Origin of the sequence: Streptomyces sp. NPDC052721 (genome assembly GCF_040678315.1) — a bacterium.
GTDB lineage: Bacteria > Actinomycetota > Actinomycetes > Streptomycetales > Streptomycetaceae > Streptomyces.
Genome location: NZ_JBFATL010000048.1, coordinates 49,544 through 65,527, shown reverse-complemented (window position 1 = coordinate 65,527; position 15,984 = coordinate 49,544). Strand labels below are relative to the sequence as shown.

Genomic DNA, 15,984 nt, shown 5'->3' with positions numbered 1-15,984 from the left:
CGAGGGCCGGGGCCCGGCACGCCGAGAGCACGCACCTGACGCCGCGCGACCCGCCCTCCGGGCGGACGACGGGAGTTTGACGACAGGACCTAGCCCGCGGTGCGCAGGCCGTGCAGGACGTCGACCCGGTTCGTCGTGATCGAGTCGACGCCCAGGTCCAGCAGGCGGCTCATGGAACGGCGGGTGTCCGGGGTCCACACGGACAGCAGCAGGCCGTCGTGGTGGACGCGGGCCGCCAGCTCCCGGCTCACCAGCGAGAAGCGGTAGTTGAGCCAGCGCGGGCGGATCGCGGCCAGCAGCGCGGGCCGGGGCGGCGCCAGGGTCGTCCAGGTCAGGGCGATCTCGGCGGCCGGGTCGGCGGCGCGGACGGCGAGCATCGCCTCGGCGTGCGCGCTGTAGTAGACCCGGTCCCCGGCCCCGCACTGCCGGACCACGTCCAGGGTCCGCGCGACCGTGCGGCGGCCGACCGGTCCGCACAGGTCCACCATCACCCTGCCGTCCCCGGTCGCGGCCAGCGCCTCCGCCAGCGTCGGTACACCGCCCGCCGTGAGCCCGCGCAGCTCGTCCGCGGACAGCGCGCCCAGCGGCCGGTCGACCTCCCACAGCCGCCGCAGCGTGTCGTCGTGCAGCAGCACCGGGACGCCGTCCCGGGTGAGCCGTACGTCGACCTCGACCGCGTCCGCGCCCTGGTCGAGCGCGGACCGCAGTGAGGCGAGGGTGTTCTCGCGGAAACGGTAGGGGTCGCCGCGGTGGGCCACGGCGGTCAGCGTCTGCATGGCCCCCATTGTGGCCGGTGTCAGGAGGCCGGCCAGGCGGCGGCGTACGTGTCGATCTCCGCCGCGATCCGCGCCTTGCCGGCCGCGTCCAGGAAGGAGGCCTCCACGGCGTTCTTCGCCAGATCGGCGAGGCCCCGCTCGTCCAGGTCCAGGAGCCGCGCGGCCACCGCGTACTCGTTGTTCAGGTCGGTGCCGAACATCGGCGGATCGTCGGAGTTGATCGTGACCAGCACCCCGGCCCGCGTGAACTCCTTGATCGGATGCTCCTCCAGCGTGCGGACCGCGCGGGTGGCGATGTTGGAGGTCGGGCACACCTCCAGCGGGACGCGGTGCTCGGCGAGGTGGGCGAGCAGCTTCGGGTCCCGCGCCGAGCTGGTGCCGTGCCCGATCCGCTCGGCGCGCAACTCGGTCAGCGCGTCCCACACGGTCTCCGGGCCGGTCGTCTCCCCGGCGTGCGGAACGGAGTGCAGACCGGCGGCGATGGCCCGGTCGAAGTACGGCTTGAACTGCGGCCGGGGCACGCCGATCTCCGGCCCGCCGAGCCCGAACGACACCAGGCCCTCCGGGCGGAACCGGTCGTCGGTGGCCAGCCGCACCGTCTCCTCGGCCGACTCCAGACCGGCCTCGCCGGGAATGTCGAAGCACCAGCGCAGTACGGTCCCGAACTCGGCCTCGGCGGACTTCCGGGCGTCCTCGATCGCGTCCATGAACGCCCGCGCGTCGATGCCGCGCCGGGTGGAGGAGAAGGGGGTGATGGTCAGCTCGGCGTACCGCACCTGCTGCCGGGCCATGTCGCGGGCCACCTCGTAGGTGAGCAGCCGGACGTCCTCCGGGGTGCGGATGAGGTCCACGACCGACAGGTACACCTCGATGAAGTGCGCGAAGTCGGTGAAGGTGAAGTAGTCGACCAGGGCCTCGGGGTCGCTCGGGACCTTCGAGTCGGGGTGGCGGGCGGCCAGTTCCGAGACGATGCGGGGGGAGGCGGAGCCGACGTGGTGGACGTGCAGTTCCGCCTTGGGCAGTCCGGCGATGAAGGAGCGCAGATCGCGGTCGGCGGTGCCGGAGGCGGGTACGGAGCTGTCGGTCAAGGGGTCCTCCCCGGGACGGGCGCCCGCGGCACGTGGTCCACGGCACGTCGTGCGTCGGCCGCGGTCCGTGGTGCGGGCGCGATGATCGGCTGATCGGGTTGCGCGGCATCATCGTAGGCCCCGGGTCACGGCCGCCCGCGCTGCCCGTAGCATGACGGGACGTCCAGCAGAGGGGTTCGCCGACCATGTCCGACGAGGTGCCGCAGTCCATGCCGGGAGAGCGGAGCGCCGGGCACCACTCCGCGATACCCCGGGTCTCCCTCGACAAGGAACGGGAGCGGACCGCACCGGCCGCCCCCGGAGCGGATGAGGCACCGGTCCAGGACACCGTCCCTGCCCCCGGCTCCGTCCACGACCAGCAGACGGCGACGTCGCTGCCGGCGTTCCCAGGTCCGGCCGCGCCCGCCGACGCGGTACCCGCGCCATGGGCCGTCCCAGCCGGCGGCTCCACACCCGCAGCGCCGGCCCCTCAGCCGAACCCCTTCGCACCCCCGTCCACGTCTGCCGCCTCGGAGCCGAACCCCTTCGCACCTCCGGCCCACGCACCTCTGCCCAACCCCTACGCGCCGCCCGCCCCCACGCCCCCGGCGAACCCCTTCGCCCCGCCGGCGTCCCCCGCCGGCCCCCACGGGGGAGCGCAGCCGGTGCCGCCGCCGCCCATCGCCCCCGACGGCCCCGGCCAGATGCCGTACGGCTACCCGGGCACCGCGCCGGCGTACGGCTACCCGGGCCCACAGCAGGCCCCGTACGGCGTCGCCCCCTATCCCGCCGCCCACGGCTATGCCTGGCCCGGCATGCAGCCGCCCCCGAGCAACGGCATGGGTACGGCCTCCCTGGTGCTGGGGATCATCTCGGCGGTCGGCTTCATCATGTGGCCGATCGCCCTGGTGCTGGGCATCCTGGCCCTGATCTTCGGCGGCCTGGGCCGAGGCAGGGCCAACCGAGGCGAGGCGACGAACCCGGGCGTGGCCCTGGCCGGCATCATCTGCGGCGCCGCCGGCATCGTCCTGGTGCTGGGCCTGTTCGCCCTGTTCATCGCATTGGACACCTGACGCGCCGACCGACCGCTGACCGACCCCGGCCGGGCCTGTCCGAGATCGGCCGGGGAGACCGGTTCCAAGCCGGAGAGACCACCCCGAGGAACTCGCCCAGCCACCGCGACACCGCACCGCGGCGACAGCCGGCGAGGACTCACGAGCCCGACGGCACCCCGCCGGCGCTGATCCACCGACGCGGACCGACGCCAGGCCGACGTCGGTGATCCGACGCCGGTCATCCGACACCGTCAACCCCGCACCGCCCCCGCCCGAGGCGCCGCAGGCCTACGCGCCCGCTCCCGCCAACCGCTCTCGGGCCTCCATCAGTGCGAAGCCCAGCAGGTTCAGGCCCCGCCACCGCTCCGGGTCCGAGGCCGCCTCGTCGTCCGCCGCCAGGCCGATGCCCCATATCCGGTCCACGGGGCTCGCCTCCACCAGTACCCGCTCCCCGGTCCCCAGCAGGAACATCCCGAGGTCGTCATCGGCGGCGAACTTGTGCACGCTGCCCTCGACGACCAGCCGGAAGCGCTCCCGCGCCCACACCGCCTCGTCGAAGTCCCGGACCAGCCGCCCCGCCTTCTTCGCCTCGGCGGGATGCTCCGCGGCCAGCACCCGGCGCTCCGCCTCCGCGTCCCCGAACAGCCGGGCCTTGCCCGCCATCATCCAGTGCTCGGCCGTCGCGTACCGCACGCCGTCCACCACGAACGGCGACGGCCACCACTGGCTCAGACAGCTCGGGCCGATCCGACTGTCCGGCCGCGGCCGGTGTCCCCAGAAGTGCAGATACTTGATCCGGGACCCTGCCCGGACCTCCCTGATCAGGGCGTCCACCCCATCGATCTTCCCCATGCACGCGAGTGTGGCACGCACCACTGACACTCCGTCCGCCCTTTCGCGCCGCGACTCGACACCTGGTCGACAGATTCCGTCGCGTAACCAAAAGGCAACAACGGAATCACTTGTTGGCGTCCGGTCACTCTGTCAGGATCGGCACTCAAATCGAGCTGGAGCTACGCCCCCCGCCCCTCGGGACGGGCGCACGGCGGAGGAGAGCGACATGCACAACCCGGGCACCGCCACCCCGGAACGATTCCCCGCACAGGACCGCCTCGCGGCCGGCGCGCAGTTCGTCGCCGGCCGGCTCGCCCAGGGCACCTCGGGCCGTACCCACTGCGTGGTCGACCCGGCCACCGGCGCCGAGGTGTACACGTACGAGCTGGCCGGTACCGACGACGTGGACGCGGCCGTCGCCGCGGCGCGCGCCGCCTTTCCGGGCTGGGCCGCCGCCACCCCGGGCGAGCGCTCCGACGCCCTGCACCGGTTCGCCGCCGTGCTCGCCGACCGCGCCGAGGAGTTCGCCCGCGCGGAGTCCCTCCAGTGCGGCAAGCCGCTCAAGCTCACCCGCGAGTTCGACGTGCCGGGGACCATCGACAACACCGCGTTCTTCGCGGGCGCCGCCCGGCATCTGCAGGGGCAGTCCGCCGGTGAGTACTCCGGCGACCACACGTCGTACGTCCGGCGTGAGCCCATCGGTGTCGTCGGCTCCATCGCGCCCTGGAACTACCCGCTCCAGATGGCCGCCTGGAAGATCCTCCCGGCGATCGCCGCGGGCAACACCATCGTGCTGAAGCCCGCCGAGCTGACCCCGCTGACCTCGCTGCTGTTCGCGCAGGCCGCCACGGACGCCGGCATCCCGGACGGCGTGGTCAACATCGTCACCGGCACCGGGAAGGAGGCCGGTGAGCATCTCGTCGGGCACCCCGACGTGGCCATGACCTCCTTCACCGGGTCCACCGCCGTCGGCAAGCGCGTCGCCGAGATCGCCACCGCCACCGTCAAGCGGCTGCATCTGGAACTGGGCGGCAAGGCGCCCTTCGTCGTCTTCGACGACGCCGACCTGGAGGCCGCGGTGCACGGCGCGGTCGCCGGTGCGCTCATCAACACCGGTCAGGACTGCACGGCCGCCACGCGCGCGTACGTGCAGCGTCCGCTGTACGAGGCGTTCGTGGAGCGGACGGCCGTGCTGATGGAGACCGTGCGGCTCGGCGACCCGTTCGCGCCCGGCACCGACCTCGGGCCGCTGATCTCGCACGTCCAGCGCGACCGGGTCGCCGCCTTCGTGGACCGCGCGCGTGCCCACGCGCGCGTGGTGACCGGCGGCGAGGCCCCCCAGGGCGACCTGAAGGACGGCGCCTACTACCGGCCCACCTTGATCGCCGACGCGGCCCAGGACAGCGAGATCGTCCAGTCGGAGATCTTCGGCCCGGTACTGGTCGTACTGCCGTTCGACAGTGATGATGAGGGCATCCGGCTGGCCAACGACACCCCGTACGGCCTGGCCGCCTCCGCGTGGAGCAGCAACGTCTACCGCGCGAACCGGGCCACCCGCGAGATCAAGGCGGGCTGTGTCTGGATCAACGACCACATCCCGATCATCAGCGAGATGCCGCACGGCGGCTACAAGGCCTCCGGCTTCGGCAAGGACATGTCGGCATACTCCTTCGAGGAATACACGCAGGTCAAGCACGTAATGTTCGACAACACCGCGGTGGCGAGGAAGGACTGGCACCGCACGATCTTCGGGGACCGCTAGCGACGACCAGGCCACCGACCAGGCCGATCCTCCCGAAAGGGCACCACGCGTATGGAGCAGTACGAGCCCGACCGCCTCACCCCGCCCCAGGTGGCCGCCATGCGGCGCAGCTTGCTGGGCGGCAGGGCCGCCCTGACCCGCCGGTCGCTGCTGCGGGCGTCCGCGGGCGGCGCGCTCGCCGCCGGCGGCCTCGGGGCGCTGAGCGGCTGCGGGATCCCCGCGGCGGGCAAGACCCAGGGCGGCACCTCCGCCCAGGACCACTCCGCCCAGGAGAAGGTGGTGAACTTCTCCAACTGGACCGAGTACATCGACGTCGACGACAGCGGCAAGCACCACCCCACCCTGGAGACCTTCCGCCGGCGGACCGGGATCACGGTCAACTACACCGAGGACATCAACGACAACAACGAGTTCTTCGGCAAGATCAAGCCGCAGCTCGCCGCGGGCCAGGACACCGGCCGCGACATCATCGTCCTCACCGACTGGCTGGCCGCCCGGCTGATCCGCCTCGGCTGGGTGCAGAAGCTGGACCCGTCGAACCTGCCGCACGCCTACACCAACCTCTCGCCCCAGTTCCGCGACCCCGACTGGGACCCCGGGCGGGCGTACTCGTATCCCTGGCAGGGCATCTCCACCGTGATCGCCTACAACAAGAAGGCGCTCGACGGCATCGAGGTGAAGTCGGTCTCCGACCTGCTCGACAACCCGAAGCTCAAGGGGCGCGTGGGCTTCCTGTCGGAGATGCGGGACTCCATCGGCATGACCCTGCTCGACATGGGCAAGGACCCGGCGAAGTTCACCGACGACGACTTCGACGCGGTGATCGCCCGTCTCCAGAAGGCCGTCGACAAGGGCCAGATCCGCCGCTTCACCGGCAACGACTACACCTCCGACCTGACCAAGGGCGACTTCGCGGCCTGCGTCGCCTGGGCCGGGGACGTGGTCCAGCTCAAGGCGGACAGCCCGGACGTCGACTTCGTCATCCCCGACAGCGGCTACATGACGTCGACCGACAACATGTGCGTCCCCAACAGGGCGCGGCACAAGACCAACGCCGAGCGGCTCATGGACTTCTACTACGAACCCGAGCAGGCCGCCGCGCTCGCCGCCTACATCAACTACGTGACGCCGGTCGACGGGGTGAAGCCCTACCTTGCGAAGATCGACAAGGACGCGGCGGACAACCCGCTGATCGTGCCCGACAAGGCCATGCAGGCGAAGTCCCACGCCTTCCGCTCCCTGAGCCAGAAGGAAGAGACGGCCTACGAAGGTAAGTTCGCGAAGCTCACAGGGGCGTGACGACGATGAAGACGACACCGGACAACAGCGGCGACGTCCGCCTCGCCGGCATCTCCAAGACCTACGGCTCCTTCACCGCCGTACACCCGCTGGACCTGACCGTGCCCGAGGGCTCCTTCTTCGCCCTGCTCGGCGCCTCCGGCTGCGGCAAGACCACCACCCTGCGCATGATCGCCGGCCTGGAGGAGCCCACGACGGGCACGGTCCGGCTCGGCGACCAGGACGTCACGCACCTGCCGCCGTACAAGCGGCCGGTGAACACGGTCTTCCAGTCCTACGCCCTCTTCCCGCACCTCGACATCTTCGAGAACGTCGCCTTCGGCCTGCGCCGGCGCGGCATCAAGAGCGTGAAGAAGCAGGTCGAGGACATGCTGGAACTGGTCCAGCTCGGCGAGCAGGCGCGCAAGAAACCGCACCAGCTCTCCGGCGGCCAGCAGCAGCGCGTCGCCGTGGCCCGCGCCCTGATCAACCACCCCAGGGTGCTCCTGCTGGACGAGCCGCTCGGCGCCCTGGACCTGAAACTGCGCCGCCAGATGCAGCTGGAGCTCAAGCGCATCCAGACCGAGGTCGGCATCACCTTCGTCCACGTCACGCACGACCAGGAGGAGGCCATGACCATGGCCGACACGGTCGCCGTGATGAACGGCGGCCGGGTCGAGCAGCTGGGCTCGCCGGCCGACCTGTACGAGAACCCGCAGAGCACGTTCGTCGCGAACTTCCTCGGCACCTCCAACCTGATCGAGGCCGAGGTCGACACGAAGAACGGCGACGACATCGTGCTCAAGGCGGGCGGCGGCAAGCTGGTGCTGCCCGAGGCGCGGTGTTCCGCCCCGACGACGGCCGGCGGCAAGGTGCTGGTCGGCATCCGCCCGGAGAAGATCTCGCTCACGCACGCCGACGACGCGGGGGAGATCCCTCAGGGCCGCAACCGCCTCACCGGCAAGATCGCCGATGCCAGCTTCATCGGTGTCTCCACGCAGTACGTCATCGACAGCCCGGTCTGCGACGAGCTGGCGGTGTACGTGCAGAACGTCGAGCGCGACGGCCGGCTCGTCCCCGGCGCCGACGTGGTCCTGCACTGGAGCCCGGCGCACACCTTCGGCCTGGACGCCACCCAGGACATCGACGCGGGCACCGAGGAAGAGGTCGCCGCCTGATGTCCACCCTCACCGAGGCGCCCCCGCCTCTCGCCCCCGCGACCCCGGAGAAGAAGCCCCCGCGCAAGCGCGGCCGGTTCACGCCGTACTGGCTGCTGCTGCCCGGCATGCTGTGGCTGATCGTCTTCTTCGCGCTGCCGATGCTCTACCAGGCCTCCACCTCCGTGCAGCAGGGCTCCCTGGAGCAGGGCTACAAGGTCACCTGGCACTTCGCGACCTACTGGGACGCCCTGTCCGCGTACTGGCCCCAGTTCCTGCGGTCCGTCTTCTACGCCGCCGCCGCGACCGTGCTGTGCCTGCTGCTCGGCTACCCGCTGGCCTATCTCATCGCCTTCCGCGCGGGCCGCTGGCGCAACCTGATCATGATCCTGGTGATCGCGCCGTTCTTCACCAGCTTCCTGATCCGCACCCTGGCCTGGAAGACGATCCTCGCGGACAACGGCGTGGTCGTGCACACCCTGAACTCGCTGCACGTCCTGGACCTCACCAACTGGCTCGGCTGGACGGCCGGCGACCGCGTCCTGGCCACCCCGCTCGCGGTCGTCTGCGGCCTGACGTACAACTTCCTGCCGTTCATGATCCTTCCGCTGTACACCTCGCTGGAGCGGATCGACGGGCGGCTGCACGAGGCGGCCGGCGACCTGTACGCCAAGCCGTGGACCACCTTCCGCAAGGTCACCTTCCCGCTGTCCATGCCGGGTGTGGTCTCCGGGACGCTGCTGACCTTCATCCCGGCGGCCGGTGACTACGTCAACGCCGAACTCCTCGGCTCCACCGACACCCGCATGATCGGCAACGTCATCCAGACGCAGTTCCTGCGGATTCTGGACTATCCGACGGCCGCGGCCCTCTCCTTCATCCTCATGGCCGCGATCCTGGCCATGGTCACGCTCTACATCCGCCGGTCCGGGACGGAGGATCTGGTCTAAATGCCCTTCGTCACCTGGCTCAAGCGCCGTCTCGTCGTCATCGCCGGACTGCTGACGCTCGCCTATCTCCTGCTGCCGAACGTCATCGTCACGGTGTTCTCCTTCAACAAACCCAAGGGGCGCTTCAACTACGAATGGCAGCGGTTCTCCACGGACGCCTGGAAGGACCCGTGCGGTGTCGCCGACCTGTGCGGCTCGCTGTCCATCAGCCTCCAGATCGCCGTCTGGGCGACGGTCGGCGCCACCATTCTCGGCACGATGATCTCCTTCGCGCTGGTCCGCTACCGCTTCCGCGCGCGCGGCGCCGTCAACTCGCTGATCTTCCTGCCCATGGCGATGCCCGAGGTCGTCATGGCCGCCTCGCTGCTCACCCTGTTCCTCAACATGGGCGCCCAGCTGGGCTTCTGGACGATCCTCATCGCCCACATCATGTTCTGCCTGAGCTTCGTCGTCACCGCGGTCAAGGCGCGCGTGATGTCGATGGACCCGCGCCTCGAGGAGGCCGCCCGGGACCTGTACGCCGGTCCCGTGCAGACCTTCCTGCGGGTCACCCTGCCCATCGCGGCACCCGGAATCGCCGCGGGCGCGCTGCTGTCGTTCGCGCTCTCCTTCGACGATTTCATCATCACCAATTTCAACGCCGGTTCGACCGTCACCTTCCCCATGTTCGTGTGGGGCTCGGCCCAGCGCGGAACGCCCGTCCAGATCAACGTGATCGGTACGGCCATGTTCCTGGTCGCCGTTCTCTTCGTGCTGACGTCGATGGTGGTCAGCAATCGCCGGAACAAGCAAAAGGCATGAGCCCTTTCCCGGAACGTCCTCTGTAGGGAGTTGAAATCATGGCCCCAAGCGCCATGAGCCGTGGCAAAGACAACTGGATCTCCTCTCTCTCCGAAGCCCAGCCGGTCCCGTACTGGCTGGAAGACCCCGGCAAGCCACCCGCCGAGCCCGCCCTCACCTCCGCCGAGACCTGCGACCTGCTCGTGGTCGGCGGCGGCTACAGCGGACTGTGGACCGCGCTCAATGCCAAGGAGTGCGACCCGCGGCGCGATGTGGTGCTGCTGGAAGGCCGCGAGGCGGGCTGGGCCGCCTCCGGCCGCAACGGCGGCTTCTGCGCCGCCTCCCTCACGCACGGCCTGCCCAACGGCCTGACCCGCTGGCCCGACGAGATCCACAAGCTTCAGGAGCTGGGCCGGCGCAACCTCGACGAGATCGAGGCGGCGATCGCCCGGCACGGCATCGACTGCGACTTCGAACGCACCGGCGAGATCGACGTCGCCACCGCGACCTACCAGGCGCGGGAACTGCGCGACTGGCACCGGGAGCTTCAGGAGAAGGGGCTCGCGGACGGCATCGAGTTCCTGGACGCCGACGCCGTGCGCGAGCAGGTGAACTCGCCCACTTTCCAGGCCGGCCTGTGGGACCGCCGGGGCGTGGCCATGCTCCACCCGGCCAAGCTGGCATGGGGCCTGAAGAAGGCCTGCCTGAAGCTCGGGGTGCGGGTGTACGAGCACACGCCCGCCCTGACCCTGAGGAGCTACGGTGCCGGGATGGCCGTACGCACCCCCTACGGCGCCGTCCGCGCCCGCAAGGTCGCGCTCGGCACGAACGTCTTCCCGAGCCTGCTGCGCCGCGTGCGGTCGTACACCGTCCCCGTCTACGACTACGCGCTGATGACCGAGCCGCTCACCGCCGACCAGCTCGCGTCGGTCGGCTGGAAGAACAGACAGGGCCTCGGGGACTCGGCGAACCAGTTCCACTACTTCCGGCTGTCCGCCGACAACCGCGTCCTGTGGGGCGGCTACGACGCGATCTACCCCTACGGCGGCCGGGTCCGCGCCGAGTACGACGACCGGCCCGAGACCTACGCCAAGCTCGCGGACCACTTCTTCACGTGCTTCCCGCAGCTGGAGGGTGTCCGCTTCACCCACGCCTGGGGCGGCGCGATCGACACCTGCTCCCGCTTCTCGGCGTTCTTCGGCACCGCCCACCAGGGCCGTGTGGCCTACGCGGCGGGCTACACCGGGCTCGGCGTCGGTGCGACCCGGTTCGGTGCGGACGTGATGCTCGACCTGCTGGACGGGGAGCGCACCGAGCGGACCGGACTGGAGATGGTCCGCAAGAAGCCGCTGCCGTTCCCGCCGGAGCCCTTCGCCTGGACGGGCATCGCCCTCACCAAGTGGTCCCTGGCCCGCGCCGACGCCCACGGGGGCCGCCGGAACCTGTGGCTGCGGACGATGGACCGGCTGGGGCTGGGCTTCGACAGTTAGCCGTGCGGTGACCCGGGTCGCCGCAACAAGTCGCCCGAACCCGCGTAATGCTCCCGGGGGGCCTCCCTCTCCCTCATGACGCGACCGCGTTCACGAGAGAAAGGGAGGCCTTCTCATGACTGGGGCGAAGACGGCGGTCGAATGGCTGGCATCCGTCGCACCGGACCCCGAGGCCTGTCGCCGGGAGTGGGAGCGCAACCCCCTCGGGGTCGCGCTGCTGCCCGCCGGCAAGGCGTGGGACGTCCTGATCCTGCCGGGCGACCTCGGCTATCCGACCCTCGACGTGCTCACCCGGATCCTCGACCAACTCGGCCCGGTACTCGTCGACTTCGGCGACGACCGGGTCGGCTTCCTCGTGCCTCCGGGCACGGCGTCCCGCTGGCTCGGCACCGGGATCAGGACCGCCGGGGCCGGCACCTGGATCGTCGTGCCGTATCCGGGCCGGGCGACCCGGGGCGTGCGCTGGCTGGTGCCGCCGGACGGCTCGGGCACGCTGACCGACCCGGCGCTGCTGGAACTGGCGATGCACGAGGCGGCGGGGGCGGCGAGGGAGAGGGGTGAGAACGGGTAGCGCCCCGACACCTTGACAACAGGATTGGTCTGGACCAAGTTGTGTGCGCTCCGCCCCTCCAACTCCCCAGAACCCGGAGGCACTCGTGGACCGCGCCAGACGACCCAGATCCGTCCTCGCCGCGCTCACGGCCGCACTGCTGGCCGTGCCCGGCATCACCGCGCTCTCGTCGGCCGCCCGTGCGGCCGACGCGGACGTCGCGGTCAACGGCGGCTTCGAGTCCGGCTTGACCGGCTGGACCTGCACCGCCGGCACGACCGTCACCTCGCCCGTGCACAGCGGGAGTTCGGCACTCCGGGCCACCCCGGCCGGCAGCGACAACGCCCAGTGCTCCCAGACGGTGACCGTCCAGCCGAACGCCCAGTACACCCTGTCCGGTTACGTCCGCGGCTCCTACGTCTACCTCGGCGCGAACGGCACCGGCACCACCGACGTCTCCACCTGGACCCAGTCCGCCCCCGACTGGCAGAAGCTGAGCACCACCTTCCGTACCGGGGCGGCCACCACCAAGGTCACGATCTACACCCACGGCTGGTACGGCACCGGCGCCTACTACGCCGACGACCTCACCCTCGTCGGCCCCGGCGGCAGCGGCACCACACAGCCGCCCGCCGCCCCCGCCGGCCTGAAGACCACCACCGTGACCTCGTCCTCCGTCGGCCTGTCCTGGTCGGCGGTGACCGGCGCGACCGGCTACGCGGTCTACCGCGACGGCGCCAAGGTCCAGACGGTGACCGGTACCTCGGCCACCGTGTCCGGCCTCGCGGCCTCGACGGCGTACAGCTTCCAGGTCACCGCGGTGAACGACGCCGGCGAGTCCGCGAAGTCCGCCGTGGTGACCGCGACGACCAGCCCCGGCGGCGGTGGCGGCGGCTCGTCCGACCTGCCCGCCCACGCCCTCGTCGGCTACCTGCACGCCGGCTTCGCCAACGGCGCCGGCTACACCCGCCTCGCCGACGTCCCCGACAGCTGGGACGTCATCGACCTGGCCTTCGGCGAGCCCACCTCGGCCACCTCCGGGGACATCCGCTTCAACCGCTGCCCGGTCACCGAGTGCCCGAACGTGGAGAGCGACGCCGACTTCAAGGCGGCGATCAAGGCCAAGCAGGCCGCCGGCAAGAAGGTCCTGATCTCGATCGGCGGCCAGAACGGCCAGGTCCAGCTGACCACGACCGCGGCCCGCGACACCTTCGTCGCCTCCGTCTCGAAGATCATCGACACCTACGGCCTCGACGGCCTGGACATCGACTTCGAGGGCCACTCGCTGTCCCTGAACGCGAACGACACCGACTTCAGGAACCCGACCACCCCCGTGATCGTGAACCTCATCTCGGCGCTGAAGACCCTGAAGGCCAGATACGGCGCGAAGTTCGTCCTCACGATGGCCCCGGAGACCTTCTTCGTGCAGAACGGCTACCAGTACTACGGCACCGGCAAATGGGGCGGCCAGGACCCGCGCTGCGGCGCCTACCTCCCGGTCATCCACGCCCTGCGCGACGACCTCACGCTCCTGCACGTCCAGGACTACAACTCCGGCCCGATCATGGGCCTGGACAACCAGTACCACTCCATGGGCGGCGCCGACTTCCACATCGCCATGACCGACATGCTCCTCACCGGCTTCCCGGTCGCCGGCGACCCGAACAACGTCTTCCCGCCGCTGCGCCCCGACCAGGTCGCGATCGGCATGCCGGCGTCGACCAACGCGGGCAACGGCTACGTCTCCCCGTCCGAGGTCACCAAGACCCTGGACTGCCTGACGAAGAGGACGAACTGCGGCTCGTACGCCACCCACGGGACCTGGCCCGCGCTGCGGGGCCTGATGACGTGGTCGGTGAACTGGGACCGCTACGCGAACTGGGAGTTCCAGAAGAACTTCGACGCGTACTTCGGCTGACCACCAGGGACAGGGCGGCCAGCAGCACCGTGCTCAGACACCAGCTGGCCACCACGTCCAGCGGCCAGTGCCAGCCGTGCCGGACCAGGCCGTACGACACCCCGAGGACCAGGACCGCGCACCCGGTGACCAGGACGCGGCGGGCGGCGGGGGAGCGGAGCCAGGGCAGGAGGAGCAGGGTCGCGGAACCGTACGCGACCGCGGCCGTCGCCGTATGACCGGACGGGAAGTAGCCGGTCCCCGGGGGCACCACCGGCGTCCCCGGCCGGGCCGTCCACTCCTTCAGCGGTACGACGACCGCCGGGACCAGCGCCATCAGCACGGCCGCGGAGAGCGGCGGCAGCCACCACCGCCCGGCACCGGCCGCCCGGCCCCGCCAGGCCACGTACCCGAGGGCCACGGCGAGCACGGGCAGGGCGACCTGGACGTTGCCGAGGTCGGAGAGCAGCTCGGAGAACCGGTCCGGGTGGACGAGGGCCCGGCTGGCGTCCGCGTCCAGCCGGAGCAGCGGCCCGTCGGCGGCGACCTGCCAGGTGACGAGGGCGAAGACGATCGCCGGGAGCACCAGGAGCAGCATGGGCCCAGCTTGGCAGACAGCCGCGGGGAAGGAGGTCGGCCGCCCCGGAACAGGGGGGGTGGTTCCGAGGCGGCCGTCCGGATCGGAACGTCGCGCGCCCCGGGGGGTTTGGGGCGGCGACCGTCCGATCGGTGAGGAGATCCCGGAGCCGTCAGGCGCCGGATGTGTGCGCGAGGGCACGACCAGGTCGAAGCTGGGGAGGCCCCGGCCCGGTATCCGCCCGCAGTCCCCTGTGGGCGGGTGTATCTCTCATCTGAGGAGAACCTACGGCAGGCGGCGGCCCTTGGGCAGACGGAATCCCGTCCCGCCATCCACCCCGCACACCTTCTTCACACGGCCTGCCGCAGGCGCCTTCAGAGGTGCGGACCCACCGCTCAGATGCGCGGGCTCAGACGCGGGCGAACGCCTGCTCGATGATGTCGAGGCCCTCATTCAGCAGGTCCTCGCCGATGACCAGCGGCGGCAGGAAACGGAGCACGTTGCCGTAGGTGCCGCAGGTCAGGACCAGCAGGCCCTCGGCGTGGCAGGCCTTGGCGAGCGCCGCGGTGGCCTCCGGGTTCGGCTCCTTGGTGGCGCGGTCCTTGACCAGCTCGATCGCGATCATGGCACCACGTCCGCGCACGTCACCGATGACGTCGAACTTCTCGGCCATGGCGGTGAGGCGGCCCTTCATGACCTCCTCGATGCGCTTGGCCTTGCCGTTGAGGTCCAGCTCCTTCATCGTCTCGATGGCGCCGAGCGCACCGGCGCACGCGACCGGGTTACCGCCGTACGTACCACCGAGCCCACCCGCGTGCGCGGCGTCCATGATCTCGGCGCGCCCCGTCACGGCGGCGAGCGGAAGACCGCCGGCGATGCCCTTGGCGGTCGTGATCAGGTCGGGCACGATCCCCTCGTCCTCGCACGCGAACCACTGCCCGGTCCGGCAGAAGCCGCTCTGAATCTCGTCGGCGACGAAGACGATCCCGTTGTCGGCGGCGAACTGGCGGATCGCCGGCAGGAAGCCCTTGGCGGGCTCGATGAAGCCGCCCTCGCCGAGGACCGGCTCGATGATGATCGCGGCGACGTTGTCCGGGCCGACCTGCTTGGTGATCTGGTCGATGGCCTGCGCGGCGGCCTCCGGGCCGGCGTTCTCCGGGCCGGTCGGCCAGCGGTACGCGTACGCGACCGGAACGCGGTACACCTCGGGCGCGAACGGCCCGAACCCGTGCTTGTACGGCATGTTCTTGGCGGTCAGCGCCATGGTGAGGTTGGTCCGCCCGTGGTACCCGTGGTCGAACACCACCACGGCCTGCCGCTTCGTGTACGCACGCGCGATCTTGACGGCGTTCTCGACGGCCTCGGCACCGGAGTTGAACAGCGCGGACTTCTTGGCGTGGTCACCCGGGGTCAGCTCGGCGAGCGCCTCCGCGACCTCCACGTAGCCCTCGTACGGGGTGACCATGAAACAGGTGTGGGTGAAGTCGGCGAGCTGGGCGCTCGCGCGCCGCACCACGGCCTCGGCGGAGGCGCCGACGCTCGTCACGGCGATACCGGACCCGAAGTCGATCAGCCGGTTGCCGTCGACGTCCTCGATGATGCCGCCGCCCGCGCGCGCGGTGAACACGGGCAGCACGGAGCCCACGCCCTGGGCGACCGCGGCGGTACGGCGGGCCTGCAGCTCCTGCGACTTCGGGCCGGGGATGGCGGTGACGACGCGGCGCTCCTGCGGAAGTGCGGTCATGGGGGCTCCCTGATGATCTTGCGTACCGGGCGGTCCCGGGCGGTTCCGGGCGGTGCGTTTTCGGACG

Annotated in this window: 13 protein-coding genes and 1 pseudogene; 9 read left to right on the top strand and 5 right to left on the bottom strand. The window is 70.9% G+C overall.

What is annotated here, in order from left to right; genetic code table 11:
* Positions 1-89: 89 nt before the first annotated feature.
* The gene (locus AB0L21_RS33490) at positions 90-776 is read right to left on the bottom strand and encodes a glycerophosphodiester phosphodiesterase (RefSeq protein WP_365708877.1); all 687 of its coding nucleotides are present in this window, start codon (positions 774-776) and stop codon (positions 90-92) included.
* A 20-nt stretch (positions 777-796) separates the two neighbouring features.
* The gene (locus AB0L21_RS33485; protein WP_365788101.1) at positions 797-1,864 is read right to left on the bottom strand and encodes an adenosine deaminase; all 1,068 of its coding nucleotides are present in this window, start codon (positions 1,862-1,864) and stop codon (positions 797-799) included.
* A gap of 185 nt (positions 1,865-2,049) precedes the next feature.
* Between AB0L21_RS33485 and AB0L21_RS33480 the strand changes: the two genes are divergently transcribed.
* Entirely contained in the window at positions 2,050-2,916 is an 867-nt protein-coding gene (locus tag AB0L21_RS33480; protein ID WP_365788100.1) for a DUF4190 domain-containing protein, read from the top strand.
* A gap of 270 nt (positions 2,917-3,186) precedes the next feature.
* Here the strand turns inward: AB0L21_RS33480 and AB0L21_RS33475 are convergent, their stop codons facing one another.
* Positions 3,187-3,750, bottom strand: coding sequence for an NADAR family protein (locus tag AB0L21_RS33475; RefSeq protein ID WP_365708883.1), 564 nt, complete (start codon positions 3,748-3,750; stop codon positions 3,187-3,189).
* Between the two features lie 208 nt (positions 3,751-3,958).
* Between AB0L21_RS33475 and AB0L21_RS33470 the strand changes: the two genes are divergently transcribed.
* The 8 genes from AB0L21_RS33470 (at position 3,959) to AB0L21_RS33435 (ending at position 13,617) form a co-directional block, all read left to right on the top strand.
* Entirely contained in the window at positions 3,959-5,494 is a 1,536-nt protein-coding gene (locus AB0L21_RS33470; protein WP_365788099.1) for a gamma-aminobutyraldehyde dehydrogenase, read from the top strand.
* Between the two features lie 51 nt (positions 5,495-5,545).
* A complete protein-coding gene (locus AB0L21_RS33465) occupies positions 5,546-6,793 on the top strand; it encodes a spermidine/putrescine ABC transporter substrate-binding protein (protein ID WP_365788098.1) in 1,248 nt (415 codons plus the stop codon).
* Positions 6,790-7,950, top strand: coding sequence for an ABC transporter ATP-binding protein (locus AB0L21_RS33460; RefSeq protein ID WP_365708889.1), 1,161 nt, complete (start codon positions 6,790-6,792; stop codon positions 7,948-7,950). The genes AB0L21_RS33465 and AB0L21_RS33460 overlap by 4 nt, the downstream gene beginning before the upstream one ends.
* Entirely contained in the window at positions 7,950-8,879 is a 930-nt protein-coding gene (locus tag AB0L21_RS33455) for an ABC transporter permease (protein WP_365788097.1), read from the top strand. The genes AB0L21_RS33460 and AB0L21_RS33455 overlap by 1 nt, the downstream gene beginning before the upstream one ends.
* Complete coding sequence (locus tag AB0L21_RS33450; RefSeq protein WP_365788096.1) at positions 8,880-9,680, top strand: ABC transporter permease; 801 nt, start codon at positions 8,880-8,882, stop codon at positions 9,678-9,680.
* Positions 9,681-9,718: 38 nt separating this feature from the next.
* Entirely contained in the window at positions 9,719-11,149 is a 1,431-nt protein-coding gene (locus AB0L21_RS33445) for an FAD-dependent oxidoreductase (protein WP_365788095.1), read from the top strand.
* 115 nt (positions 11,150-11,264) lie between these two features.
* Positions 11,265-11,720, top strand: coding sequence for a hypothetical protein (locus tag AB0L21_RS33440; RefSeq protein ID WP_365708897.1), 456 nt, complete (start codon positions 11,265-11,267; stop codon positions 11,718-11,720).
* Positions 11,721-11,805: 85 nt separating this feature from the next.
* Positions 11,806-13,617: a glycoside hydrolase family 18 protein gene (locus tag AB0L21_RS33435; RefSeq protein WP_365788094.1), complete on the top strand. Its 1,812-nt coding sequence runs from the start codon at positions 11,806-11,808 to the stop codon at positions 13,615-13,617.
* Positions 13,618-13,666: 49 nt separating this feature from the next.
* Here the strand turns inward: AB0L21_RS33435 and AB0L21_RS33430 are convergent.
* Positions 13,667-13,933 (bottom strand): annotated as a pseudogene (locus tag AB0L21_RS33430) (phosphatase PAP2 family protein); the annotation flags it as partial.
* A gap of 649 nt (positions 13,934-14,582) precedes the next feature.
* Positions 14,583-15,917 carry a 4-aminobutyrate--2-oxoglutarate transaminase gene (gene gabT, locus AB0L21_RS33425; protein WP_365708901.1) on the bottom strand — a complete coding sequence of 445 codons (1,335 nt, stop codon included), beginning with the start codon at positions 15,915-15,917 and terminating at the stop codon, positions 14,583-14,585.
* Positions 15,918-15,984: the final 67 nt, after the last annotated feature.